10 protein-coding genes and 1 tRNA gene are annotated in these 11,806 nt (G+C 54.5%); 2 read left to right on the plus strand and 9 right to left on the minus strand.

What is annotated here, in order from left to right; all coding sequences use genetic code 11:
* Positions 1-56: 56 nt before the first annotated feature.
* The 3 genes from AC2FJF_RS19050 to AC2FJF_RS19060 form a co-directional block, all read right to left on the minus strand.
* On the minus strand, positions 57-1,622 hold the full coding sequence (locus AC2FJF_RS19050; protein ID WP_496726746.1) for an ABC transporter substrate-binding protein: 1,566 nt from the start codon (positions 1,620-1,622) through the stop codon (positions 57-59).
* 126 nt (positions 1,623-1,748) lie between these two features.
* Positions 1,749-3,329 carry an ABC transporter substrate-binding protein gene (locus AC2FJF_RS19055; protein WP_496726747.1) on the minus strand — a complete coding sequence of 527 codons (1,581 nt, stop codon included), beginning with the start codon at positions 3,327-3,329 and terminating at the stop codon, positions 1,749-1,751.
* Positions 3,330-3,498: 169 nt separating this feature from the next.
* Positions 3,499-4,470: an alpha/beta hydrolase gene (locus AC2FJF_RS19060; protein ID WP_496726748.1), complete on the minus strand. Its 972-nt coding sequence runs from the start codon at positions 4,468-4,470 to the stop codon at positions 3,499-3,501.
* 411 nt (positions 4,471-4,881) lie between these two features.
* Between AC2FJF_RS19060 and AC2FJF_RS19065 the strand changes: the two genes are divergently transcribed.
* Entirely contained in the window at positions 4,882-6,042 is a 1,161-nt protein-coding gene (locus tag AC2FJF_RS19065; RefSeq protein WP_496726749.1) for a nucleotide sugar dehydrogenase, read from the plus strand.
* Positions 6,043-6,093: 51 nt separating this feature from the next.
* Here the strand turns inward: AC2FJF_RS19065 and AC2FJF_RS19070 are convergent, their stop codons facing one another.
* From AC2FJF_RS19070 to AC2FJF_RS19095, 6 genes are all read right to left on the minus strand, one after another.
* A complete protein-coding gene (locus AC2FJF_RS19070) occupies positions 6,094-6,360 on the minus strand; it encodes a spike base protein, RCAP_Rcc01079 family (protein ID WP_496726750.1) in 267 nt (88 codons plus the stop codon).
* Between the two features lie 184 nt (positions 6,361-6,544).
* Positions 6,545-7,993: a mannose-1-phosphate guanylyltransferase/mannose-6-phosphate isomerase gene (locus AC2FJF_RS19075; protein WP_496726751.1), complete on the minus strand. Its 1,449-nt coding sequence runs from the start codon at positions 7,991-7,993 to the stop codon at positions 6,545-6,547.
* 182 nt (positions 7,994-8,175) lie between these two features.
* Positions 8,176-8,907 (minus strand): metallophosphoesterase family protein, encoded by a 732-nt coding sequence (locus tag AC2FJF_RS19080; protein WP_496726752.1) that lies wholly within the window; start codon positions 8,905-8,907, stop codon positions 8,176-8,178.
* A gap of 111 nt (positions 8,908-9,018) precedes the next feature.
* Complete coding sequence (locus AC2FJF_RS19085; RefSeq protein ID WP_496726753.1) at positions 9,019-9,462, minus strand: hypothetical protein; 444 nt, start codon at positions 9,460-9,462, stop codon at positions 9,019-9,021.
* A gap of 522 nt (positions 9,463-9,984) precedes the next feature.
* Entirely contained in the window at positions 9,985-11,100 is a 1,116-nt protein-coding gene (locus AC2FJF_RS19090; protein WP_496726754.1) for a Hint domain-containing protein, read from the minus strand.
* Positions 11,101-11,536: 436 nt separating this feature from the next.
* Positions 11,537-11,613, minus strand: a tRNA-Met gene (locus tag AC2FJF_RS19095).
* On the opposite strand from AC2FJF_RS19095, the gene AC2FJF_RS19100 reads away from it, so the two are divergent.
* Complete coding sequence (locus AC2FJF_RS19100) at positions 11,577-11,699, plus strand: hypothetical protein (RefSeq protein ID WP_496700151.1); 123 nt, start codon at positions 11,577-11,579, stop codon at positions 11,697-11,699. The two genes, AC2FJF_RS19095 and AC2FJF_RS19100, sit on opposite strands and share 37 nt — an antisense overlap.
* Positions 11,700-11,806: the final 107 nt, after the last annotated feature.

Here is an 11,806-nt window from a genome sequence, read left to right on the forward strand (position 1 = left end):
TTAATGCGGATTGGCGGTGCCGAACCGGCCCTCGCCAATCCATATTTCAAGCGTCTTCAGTTCACCGTCACCCAGCGCAGCAAAAAGAAATTGTCGGGGCGCTGTGTCAGCTCGATATTGCTGCGTGTCCCCCAGACCAGTGGCTGCACGTACATGGGCACATAGACCTGTTCGTCCTGAATGATCTTAGCCACTTCGTCCAACATCGCCTGACGCTTCGTCTCATCCAGCTCGGACTGGATTGCAGGCAACAGCTCATCCACACGCGCGTTCGAGAACCCACCGAAATTCCAGCTGCCCAGCTTTTTCTCTTCGTTTGGTGTCGCGACAAGGAACCGGACCGGGTGTTCCGCGTCAAATGTTCCGGGGCTCCAACCCAGCAGGTACATGTCATAGTTATCCTCGCGTAGCTCGGGCCAGTAATTGCGCACAGGCATCGCCTCGAGCTCGGCGGTGATCCCGATCTGGGCCAGCATGCTGACCACAGCCTGACAGACGGCTTCGTCATTCAGATAGCGGTCATTGGGGCATTTCAGACCGAATGAGAACCCATCGGCGTAGCCTGCCTCGGCCAGCAGAGCCTTGGCACCCTCGACATCAAATGCGGGACGTTCGGCATGGGCCGCAGAATAACCGCTCATGGCCGGGCTCACCAATTGCGAGGCCGCTTCGGCATTGCCGCGCATGATGGTGGCCAGAATGGCATCGACATTCACCGCCTGCGCCACCGCCTTGCGGACGCGCGGGTCGCGGAACGGATTGGGTTTGCCCTCATCGTCGGTATATTTCAGCGTCTCAGCCTCGTGATCAAAGCCCAGCATGATCACGCGGGCCTCGATCCCCTTGATGACTTCGACATCACTGTCTTCTTGCAGGCGCGCGACGTCCTGGATTGGCACCGGGTTGATCATATCCACATCGCCCGACAACAGCGCCGCAACGGCGGTCGCAGGGTTCTGGATCGGGTTAAACTCGGCGCGGGTGATATTGTGTTCGACATCTCCCCACCAGCCCTCGTGAGGTTCCAGTACGGTTTTCAGACCCGGCTCGCGCTCGGTGACTTTGAATGCACCGGTGCCATTGGCATTGATCGTCGCATAATTGCCGGCCTCTTTGTCTGGGACGGCGGCATCATTCGCCTCGGTCCAGCCTTGATCCATGATCATCCAGTTGGCAATCGAAGACGGGAACAACGGGTTCGGCGCGGTCGTCATGATATCGACAGTATAGTCGTCGACCACGATCACCTCACTGACCGGCGCAAACCAACTGCGGGTATCCGCAGCCTCGCCCGAGGCGCGCTTATAGCTGAACAGAACGTCCTTCGCATCAAAGGTACTGCCGTCGTGGAAGGTCACGCCCTCACGCAGTTTGAAGCGCCAACCGTCGCCTTCGCCAATCGGCTCCCAGCTGACAGCCAAGGCGGGCTGAACGCTCATGTCCTTGTCGCGGCGGACCAGTCCTTCGTAGACGTTGTTAAGAAATCCCAGAACCGGAGCCGAATTGACCGCGTGCGGGTCCATGGTTTGCGGGTCCGTGGTGGAGGCCCATTTAAAATCTGCAGCTTGAACACTGGTGGCAGCCAGCATTGCAATGCCAATGGCGCTGTTCCTGAGGATCATTGTTATGTCTCCCTGTTTCTGGGGTCGAGTTTTCTTGGTTTTTGCCGCATGCGCAAGGAAATCTCAGATCGCAACAAAAAACAGGGCGCGAAAATCGCGCCCTGTCTGATCGTCAAATGTTTTGACTTATTTAATGGTGAAGTATTTGACCTTGGGTTGGTCTTCGGCATCCACTTCGATACCCACACCGTCGGCCATGCCCCAGTTCAGAACCTGGTGATGAATGGGGATGTAAAGCGCTTCGTCCTGCACCACACGCCAGATGTCGGCGATGTCGGCATTACGGGCGTCCAGGTCGGTGTTCGAGGCGAGCGACTTGATCTTCGTGTCCAGCGCGTCGTCCTGATAGCCGGTTCCGTTCCATGTGCCGATGTCGTCTTCGCGACCGTGGACAAGGAAGTTGAAGATGTATTCCGAGTCATATGTCGGAACACCCCAACCCAGCATGTAGAAATCTGTCTTGCCATCGGTGATCAGCGGGAAGTGCTGCGCCTTGGGCTTTGCGTCCAGATTCACAGTCACGCCGATCTGGCCCAGCATCCCAACGGCCGCCTGACAGATCCCTTCATCGTTGATGTATCGATCATTCGGGCAGTCCAACCGGAGCGAGAAGCCATCGGCATAACCTGCCTCTGCCATCAGTTCCTTGGCCTTTTCCAGATTAGTGGCGGATTCGCCGTCCATAGCTTCGGTCCAGCCGTTCACGAAAGGCGGTGCGATCATGCCCGCAGGCTGCGACTGGCCGCGCATAACGACCTGCTTGATCGCATCACGGTTGATCGCCATCGACATCGCCTGACGCACACGCACATCGGCCAGAGGATTCTTGCCGTCTACGTTGTCCGCTTCGATATCGTCCGCACCCTGGTTCATACCAAAGAAGATCACACGGTTCTGCGGGGCTTGCTTTACCATCAGGCCATCGGCGCCATTGACGCGGTCAATGTCTTGCACCGGCATATCCTGCAGGAAGTTCACCTCACCCGACAGCATCGCAGCAACGCGGGTCGCAGCGTTCTGGATGGGGGTATAGACGATCTCGGTCACTTCCATCGGGAACTGGTCGATGCCCCAATAGTTGTCGTTGCGCACCATCACGGTTTTGACGTCAGGCTCGCGGCTCTGAAGGACGTAAGGGCCCGTACCGTTGGCATTGGTGGTGGCATAGGTGATCTCGCCGCCTTCGAAATCCTGCACATTGACTGTGTCATTCGCCTCGGCCCAGCCCTTGTCCAGAATGAACAGGTTGGTCAGGTTCGATGGCAGGATCGGGTTCGGACCGTCTGTGACGATCTCGACGGTATAATCGTCAACCGCACGCACTTCGGTGATCGAGCCGATCAGCTCTTTCATGTCGGAATTAGGTTGCTTGGCCCGTTCAAAGCTGAACACCACGTCTTCGGCGTTGAAGTCTGCGCCGTCATGGAATTTCACACCCTCGCGCAGCTTGAAGACCCAGACATTCGGGTCATCAGCCTTGGGACCCCACTCGGTCGCCAGTGCAGGTTCAAACGCGCCTGTTACGTCGCGGATGATCAGCGGCTCGTACATCTGGTGACGTATTGTGTGTGACGGGCCTTCGTTTTGCGAGTGCGGATCCAGCGTCAGCGCATCACCAGCACGTGCCCATCGCAGCGTTTCCGCCGATGCGGCACCCGCCATCAATGCGGTCGCACTGGCAGCGATCATCAGGTTCTTCAGGATCATTATAATCTCCCCGTTTTTTCGTTAGTACCGTTCCATGAAACGGCAGACCGGTTTTGCCGGTCTTGGTAGTGCTGATCATCCAGATCATTCTGAAGGTTGCAACACCAGATTGTGAACTATTTGGATTTCTGATCAAATTTGAAAAGCCGACATATCGCGAACGCCTGATTCAGCGCAAAATGACCGACCGCTGATGCGGATCATCTGGGAAAACGCGCCCGGATTGGACGCATTGAAAAATATGCCGGAACACAAGGCCCGCCTCGCCACCCGGCGAAACCGGACCAAAATATTTGTGGCCGGTAGGCGTGTCATAGGCCGTATTGATATCGTCGCAATCAACCTGAAATATGTTGTGCGGGGTTCGGTCGATGTTCTCTGGCCCGGTATGACCCAACCGGCGAGACGCAACTTTGTTCTTGAGGTTTGCAGCCTTACTGGCCCGCAACGCCAGATCGTCAGAGGCGAAATAGACAACCACATTCCGCGAAGCATGGCTGACCAGCACACCGGGCTCATTTTCATGCACGGATTCATTAACGACATCTGCAGCGACCATGAAGGTATTGCGGAACAACAGGGGTACGCCCGACGCCAAATCGTACCGATCCCATTCTATCAGCGTTTGGCGCAAAACCCGATTGCCCATCGAATGGGCCAGAAGGTTGATCCGTTTCAGGCAGGGGGCGGTTTCGGGCTCGTTATCCTCACTGTTGCGCCATTCCAGAAATCGCTCCAGCACCCGCGCAAAAGAAAACCCGCTTTGGTCTGCGGACTTCTGGTCATCCCAATGCTTTTGCACGATCCCCTGCTTGGCGTCGCTGGGCCAGATCAGGGGTAACACCATCACTTCACCGGGTTTGGCCTGATCGCACAGACGCTGAAGCTCAGCCGTGGTTTCGAACACATCCTCCGGCAGATTGTTGAACCCGTGAAGATACAGCAGGATCTGGCGGCAATTGTTGTCACGCACACGCCGCAGCAGCTCTTTACTGGTGATTTCGGTGTGATGCTCATCTTCGCCCTTTTCACAGTAAAACACCGAATTTGAAGGCGCGTTATTGTCCAGATCAAAGGTAAAACGGCGTCCTTTACGGGTGCGAATACTCTGGGTCGGAAATCTGTTCGTGATAAAAAGCATGAAACCCCCTCTTTTTCAGGATGGAATCAGCCTAACAAGAGAAGAGACGCTTTGATCATCCTGAATCTCCTAAATCAAGTGTTGGCTGACCGTTATCATACCAGCTTCAACCTGAGAATGCCGAATTCCAGAAAATCATCCATATTTTTATCATTACCACTAAATTGTTTTTTTTCAGTATCTTGATTGATTTAATCTCATTTGGAGTCATGGAACTGACTTGGCTTGAAGCGCCTCAGATCAGAACGAACGCCTTAGATGGCCAGCATTTGGTTCGGACCTGCATCCAACGGATCGGAACCTCGAATAATTTCGTAACGATGGGGTTTTCGGCACACACACCGCATTTACAATCGGCAAGCAATAAAGCAGGTGAAGTACACACCGGTTTGCGAGTATGAGGGCAAAGGAATGAAGATTGCAGTTGTAGGTCTCGGATATGTGGGATTGTCCAATGCGGTGCTATTGGCTCAAAACCACGATGTCACAGCAATCGACATTTCAAAAGAGCGGGTTGAAATGGTCAATTCCGGCCAGTGCCCCATCGTTGATGCCGAACTGGAAGACTTTCTTGCAAACCGAGCCCTTTCGATCAGGGCAACCACAGAACCGGCCTTCGAAGACGCCGAGTTTGTGATCGTGGCGACCCCGACGAATTATGATGCCAAATCCAACTACTTCGACACCTCAAGCGTCGAAGCCGTTGCCCGGCAAGTGAACGCGATCAACCCCAAGGCCACGATCATCATCAAATCGACGATCCCAGTGGGGTATATTCAGGCGCTGCGCGCCGATCTGGACAGCGACAATTTCATTTTCTCACCGGAGTTCCTGCGTGAAGGGCGAGCGCTTTATGACAACCTCCACCCGTCCCGCGTGATCGTCGGCGAACGTTCGGACCGGGCGCGGGTGTTTGCCAAGCTTTTGCTTGAGGGTGCCGTGACCAAAGATGTGGACGTCCTGTTCACTGACCCGGATGAGGCCGAGGCGATCAAGCTGTTTTCCAACACCTACCTCGCCATGCGAGTGGCCTTTTTCAACGAGCTCGACAGTTACGCAATGGCTGGTGGCATGAACACCCGCCAGATCATCGAAGGCGTTTCACTGGATCCGCGCATTGGTGGCCATTACAACAATCCTTCCTTCGGGTATGGAGGCTATTGCCTGCCAAAAGACACCAAACAGCTTTTGGCCAATTACAACCATGTTCCGCAAAACCTCATTCGCGCCATCGTGGACGCAAATCGGACGCGAAAGGATTTTTTGGCCGATCAGATTCTGATGCGGGGCCCGCGCGTCGTTGGTATTCACCGGCTGGTCATGAAAGTGGGCAGCGACAATTTCCGTCAGTCCTCGATCCAAGGGATCATGAAGCGACTGAAAGCCAAGGGAGTCGAGGTCATTGTTTATGAACCGGCGCTGGAGGGGGAGGAGTTTTTCCGGTCTCGTGTCGTGCAGGATCTCGAAGCCTTTAAGTCCGAAGCCGATTTGATCGTTGCCAACCGGCACAGCCCCGAACTTGAGGATGTCGCGGGCAAGGTGTTTACCCGGGATTTGTTTGGCGCAGACTAAACGGTTGTCACTGGCTGCGCGCCTTCGAACCTTGACTTGATTGACCTGCGTTTAGGCCAATACCATCGCATGGATACCGGGCGCTGTAGTTCCGGTTGCATGTACACGCGTTGTCCCCACCGGCAGGATCGAAAAGTCCGACACCTGAACTGTACGGGTTTCGCCCCGAACGGTGGTCAGAACAATCGCTCCGCCGGATTCGACGTAGAGACCGATTGCTACATCGGCCAGATCCGAATTGTCCGAAGCGACAACGGGAACAATGTCACGCGCAGGGCCGGACAGGCTGGAGGCTCGGTTGCTGAATGGGTTGGTCATCTTGATTCATGTCTCGCTGTCTGTGTCAGTCAGCGGCACGTTAGGATTATCCATTTAACGATCCGCCAGCGCACCGCGCGTTGCGCCGTCAGCCCCCCCCACACAAAGAAAAATTGCGCGGCGGCATACTTGATCCCTGCCGCGCATTTTTGAATCAACGTCACACTGAAACTTCAGGCGCGGTTCAGCCTTTGGCCCCCTGCCCCCGCGCGTATTTGTCTTCGTAGCGCACGATATCATCCTCACCCAGATATGTGCCGGTCTGCACTTCAATCAGGACCATCGGAACCTTTCCCGGATTCTCCATCCGGTGCGTGGCCCCGAGAGGGATATAGACAGACTGGTTTTCGGTCACCAATTGCTCACGATCATCGATTGTCACACGGGCGGTACCCTCGACAACAATCCAGTGTTCGGAACGGTGGAAATGGCTTTGCAGGCTCAGCGATGCACCAGGGTGCACATGGATACGCTTCACCTGAAACCGCTCGCCAACCACCAGGCTTTCGAACCACCCCCACGGGCGGTGGTCCTTTGGGAATTCCGTCGCCTGGGGCGCGTTTTTTTCCTTAAGCGCGCTCACCGCCTTTTTGACGTCTTGCGCCCGCGATGCATCGGCAACCAAAACCGCATCATTCATCGCGACAGCGATGATATTGTCCAGTCCGATACCCACGATTTCCAGCTGCTCGCTATCCGACCGCAAAAGGGTGTTGTGGCAATCAATCGCTGTTGCGCCCCCGCTGGTCACCACGCCTTGTGCGTCAGGGCCGCTTTCACGCCATACGGCGTCCCAGCCGCCCAGGTCCGACCATGCAGCGCCGAAAGGCACGACCGACAAGTTTGTTGCTTTTTCCATTACGGCATAGTCGATCGAAATGTCTTCGGCCTGCGCCCAGCTTTCAGGGTTGAGGCGCAGGAACCCCAAGTCCGGCGTTGCTGTTTCAACCGCTTCCTTCACCGGTTTTATCAGATCGGGCGCGTGGGCCTGGAAGGCTGCGATGATATCTGCCGCACGAAACAGGAAAATGCCCGCGTTCCATTTGTAATTCCCGGCCTCCAGCATTTCGGTCGCACGGGCCAAGTCCGGCTTTTCGACGAATTTCTTCAACGGAACAGGCGCTCCGTCACCGCCCGAACCCGCGGCCAGCTCAAGATATCCATACGCCGTTTCCGCATGTGTAGGAGTAATGCCAAACGTCACCAGTTTGCCTTGTGCAACCGCCTCCAGACCACGGGCAACAGCAGCCTGAAATTCAGCAGCATCCGGTACGACGTGATCGGAAGGGGCAACCAGCAATACAGCGGCCTCATCCTTGGCATAAGCATACAGTGCCGCCGCAAGAACCGCTGGCGCTGTGTTGCGACCCTCAGGTTCGATCATGATTGTTCCAGGATCAATTCCGATTGCCTGTAGCTGTTCCGCAACAATGAACCGAAAGTCCGAGTTGGTCAGAACCACCGGCGATTCAAATTCCAATTCCGCGTTTGTTCCGGACAACCGGCGGGCAGCCGCCTGAAACAGAGTCTCTTCGCCGACCAATGGAACGAATTGCTTCGGGTAGCTCTTTCGGGACAAAGGCCAGAGGCGTGTACCGGAGCCTCCACAAAGAAGGACAGGACAGATCAACATAAAAAGCTCTATAATTTAACGCGGTTCCTAATTTTCCTATTGAAACCGTCATGACCTGACAAGGCCCGGCTTGGTTTGGTCGGAAAAAAGGATGCCCGGCGCCACGAACGCCGGTGAGGGTCCGAAACTGCGCACCTTCGAAATTTTCGAGTTTTTTCAACTTTGTATTTGCGTCAAACCCGCTAAGCGCCGGCACTGATGAATGTAGGCTCACCACCGTCCAGGCAGACCGCGCTCAATACGCCAGTGGCAAAGGCGCCGGTATCCACGGCAATCCGTCCGCGCCGGGCTGTGGGTTGATCGACAATTGTGTGTCCGTAAACAACCCAAACGCCGTCCCGCCTGTCGGTTGTCCGAAATTCTGGGTCGCCCCATATCAGGGTTTTTTCAGTTTGCTGATCGGCGGGCGTATTCGGATTTGCACCAGCATGTGTCACAAGAACGTTTCCGGAATAGTCAAAGGCCCTTAGTTCCGTGATCCATTGGACCAGTTCAGGTCCCATTTCCGCCAACAGATTGTCACGGCAGGCGACGAGCTCGGCAGCGGCCATTTCGGCGCGCACGTTCCGCACATCAAATGAAGCCAGCGTCTGCAGACCGCCATAACGCAGCCAGCGCGGGCCATGTTGTTCAGGGTCACGCAGGAAATTCAACATCATGTCTTCGTGGTTTCCCTTCAGACAGATGAAGTCCGGGCGGTTTTGGATCAGACGCAGAACGTCAGCGCTGTTTTCGCCGCGATCGACATAATCTCCGACAAGGATGACCCGATGATCCCTTGGAATCTGAGGTAACAGATTCTGCAACTGCCTTATGCAACCATGCACGTCACCAATGACACAGGTCGGCTTGTCCGGCATCGCGGCGGGAAAGACCGCGCGTCGCCCGAAACGTTGAATCAGCGATGACAGCACGTTAAGGGGGCCTCCTGAGTGGCTACTGCGACCGGCTAGCACTGAATTCAAGGGCCGGTGGTCAAGACCCAAGGCGTCTAACATTTGCGCGCTGGTCTAAGCAAGCTTCATTCAGGCGGTCCGGCAGGCAGGAATTCCCATTCTGATGATCTCGGCGCCTTTTATCCTGAAAACGCCGTTGATGCGGTTACGCCCTTTTTCCAAGAACCACGTCCTCAGTGGTTCTGGATAGTACGCGGCCATGACCTGACTGAAATAGTCAAAGTCTTCTGGAGCAAGCCGCCGACCACTTCGCGAAGGTCCATGGAATCCAAATGTCGTGTCAGGATCCACACAGGTTCCAGGAAGGCCCAGAAACATCGTGCAGGTCGAAAAGCAGACACGTCCCCGAATTTCGACCTGAATGCCGTTTTTTTGCAGGTTTTCGATCTCGATCAAACGGTCATGCAGATATCCGCCTCGGTCGCTGCCAACAACCATCAGCCCGTCAGCTACCGTGGGCGAAGGGACAGAAGTCACCGAGGTCAGTACTCCTGCAAACAGCACCGCCACCATAGCTTTGATTCCGCGGCGCGTAGGTTTGCAATTCGCTCTGGCTGGCGCTCGCTGAGGGCGAAAGAGATTCCTTTTATCCAGCATTTCGAAGCCTCCGATTCCATTTGCGGACCGGATCAGAGGTAAAACTGCGTGGTGCGTTCCCTGTGAGCGGGAGAAGTCAAAATTATGTTTTAAATCAAAAGTTTAGTTATAGTTTTCTTAAACTTTTTGATTTCCGGCTGCTCTATCACCGGAGTTTGTTCAGCTGAAAGCAGTTCTGACCGCAAGCCTATCCAATTAGCATACAACCGTGGTTCAGCTCTGGTTCACAAATGCAGTGGGGACTTCGTTCGTATCGGCAAAAGCGGCGCGGCAACTCGAACCCACATTGCACTTGGAGGACAAATTAGCAGAAATTTTCAATCGCGTCCAAAAGCCGGATGGGATGAAATGGGTTTTACCGCCTAAGCGGTGATCAAGCGATCCTTCGGCAGCGGCCTCAAATCTCAAAAGTGACGTAAACGGGTTTGAGACAGATGATCAACTATAAAGTGGCTTGTTGTTCACCTGATGCCGTTCCACCAACTTACGCATATGCTTGCCCTTTTTGGGAATGTAGCGTGCGGAAGTCGCCTCGAACTGCGGATCGCAACATTCGGGAAACAAGTCTTTGATTTCTTGTCGGGCTTCTGGAGATACAGTCCTGAGTGCCTCAGGGCCGGTAAACAAGCTTTCCGTCAGCGCCCCGTTGGACCAGATGAGCTCATGCCGATCGAACAGTATGTGAAAGTATTCGACGCTACCCGCGGTGTCGGGCAGAAAGTCGATGCCATCCAAAGGCAGCAGCTTTTTTGCCGGTATCAGAACATCCTGACATTCAAACATGCGCATGGCGACAGCTGATGACACCAAAATGCGGTGCTGCTGGGACACAATTAGGTCCTGCTTTGGATACCCATCACCCAAGGCATTCACTCGGATTAGGATAGGCCGAAGCCGTGGCTGAGCTTCAAGCTCTTCACGGCTCAGTTTACGCGATCCGACCCAACGAACCGGTTTAAATCCGTGATCCTGGGTGAGAACTTGATCGCCTCCCCGCAGATCCTCTATCGGAACTGGCCCTTCCTGTGTTTCGATCAGTGTTCCGGCCGCAAAGCACAAAACGTCCACAAACTCGCCGTCTGCATTTGTGGGGCCGGTCACGGACTGGTCGATGGTAATGGTGTTCGATCCGGTATCGTTCCAAGCGTCTGCAATTGCGGCGGAATTTACCGTCATTCCGTTGAACAATTCCAGCGGTACAAGCGCGCCGTTATCCGCTTTCACGCCAAAGAGCTGGATTGTTCCGTCCGGCTCAACGACCAAACGAACAACTGGTTCACCGTTGGTGTTTCCAAGCTGCCAAACAGCTGGTGTATCGATTTCGTACCTGTCCCCGTCAGCAAAGCGAACAGTTTGACCCTCGGTACCATTGACTTGTCGTTGGAATTGCAGCTCATTCGGCGCCCCTGCGGGTCCACCAACAAACAAATCCACACCATTGATCTGCAGGCTAAAGCTGTTGTCGAGAGAGTCGAAATCAATAACAAAACCGCCACCAGGAGAAGTATCGGTGAACGTAGTACCAACGCCGTCAGAGATGTTGAAGTTTGCCATGTTGCTTGCGACCTGCCCCAAAAGTTAACGGTTTTCACACCGCTTACGTCGACTTATCAGATCGAGATACTGGCTTGTTTCTCATCATTCGGGAAGAGGTTTCTTCGGAATTCTGTTGCCCCCTCGTTTTGGTCGCGGACTGCAACAGAGATTCAAGTATCGATTAGATTTTGTTCAGAACCTTTAGCCGGGACCACGCAAACGCGCATCACAAAGTATTTTCGTGCCCATTTGCGTCCTCAGTGCTTCCTGTTGTGATAGCCGAAGGCAAAATCGACGCTTAACTCGAGGCTAGATGATGCTTAATATATTGTTTTTACGCTTAGGATTTGTGTCATTGACCTTACGGTTATTCGACTAACGGGGTGCAGATGTTAAACGATTGATTCATTTGATCAACTGCAGTCTGACCGTGGTATTTTGTACTATCTGACGCTGGTTGCGGGAGTAGGATTTGAACCTACGACCTTCAGGTTATGAGCCTGACGAGCTACCGGGCTGCTCCATCCCGCGTCACTTTGGTGGTCTACCGCCTATTCGGCTACTTGAGACCGTTTTTCGGCCTGTTGCTTACGCTACTTGAGGCCGGGGTCGAATGAGTTCGATATCGTAAGAGAGAAGTTTGATTGTGGGATTTTTCTAGGTTTGGCGGTGACCTACTCTCCCGGGGCTTAAGCCCAAGTACCATTGGCGCGGCAGTGCTTAA

Source organism: Ruegeria sp. CDSB013 (assembly GCF_059611165.1).

Bases quoted from the DNA above. Each gene is read 5' to 3' on its own strand.
- AC2FJF_RS19050 (WP_496726746.1), bottom strand. From the start codon at position 1,622: ATGATCCTCAGGAACAGCGCCATTGGCATTGCAATGCTGGCTGCCACC.
- AC2FJF_RS19055 (WP_496726747.1), bottom strand. From the start codon at position 3,329: ATGATCCTGAAGAACCTGATGATCGCTGCCAGTGCGACCGCATTGATG.
- AC2FJF_RS19060 (WP_496726748.1), bottom strand. From the start codon at position 4,470: ATGCTTTTTATCACGAACAGATTTCCGACCCAGAGTATTCGCACCCGT.
- AC2FJF_RS19065 (WP_496726749.1), top strand. From the start codon at position 4,882: ATGAAGATTGCAGTTGTAGGTCTCGGATATGTGGGATTGTCCAATGCG.
- AC2FJF_RS19070 (WP_496726750.1), bottom strand. From the start codon at position 6,360: ATGACCAACCCATTCAGCAACCGAGCCTCCAGCCTGTCCGGCCCTGCG.
- AC2FJF_RS19075 (WP_496726751.1), bottom strand. From the start codon at position 7,993: ATGTTGATCTGTCCTGTCCTTCTTTGTGGAGGCTCCGGTACACGCCTC.
- AC2FJF_RS19085 (WP_496726753.1), bottom strand. From the start codon at position 9,462: ATGGTGGCGGTGCTGTTTGCAGGAGTACTGACCTCGGTGACTTCTGTC.
- AC2FJF_RS19090 (WP_496726754.1), bottom strand. From the start codon at position 11,100: ATGGCAAACTTCAACATCTCTGACGGCGTTGGTACTACGTTCACCGAT.
- AC2FJF_RS19100 (WP_496700151.1), top strand. From the start codon at position 11,577: ATGAGCCTGACGAGCTACCGGGCTGCTCCATCCCGCGTCACTTTGGTG.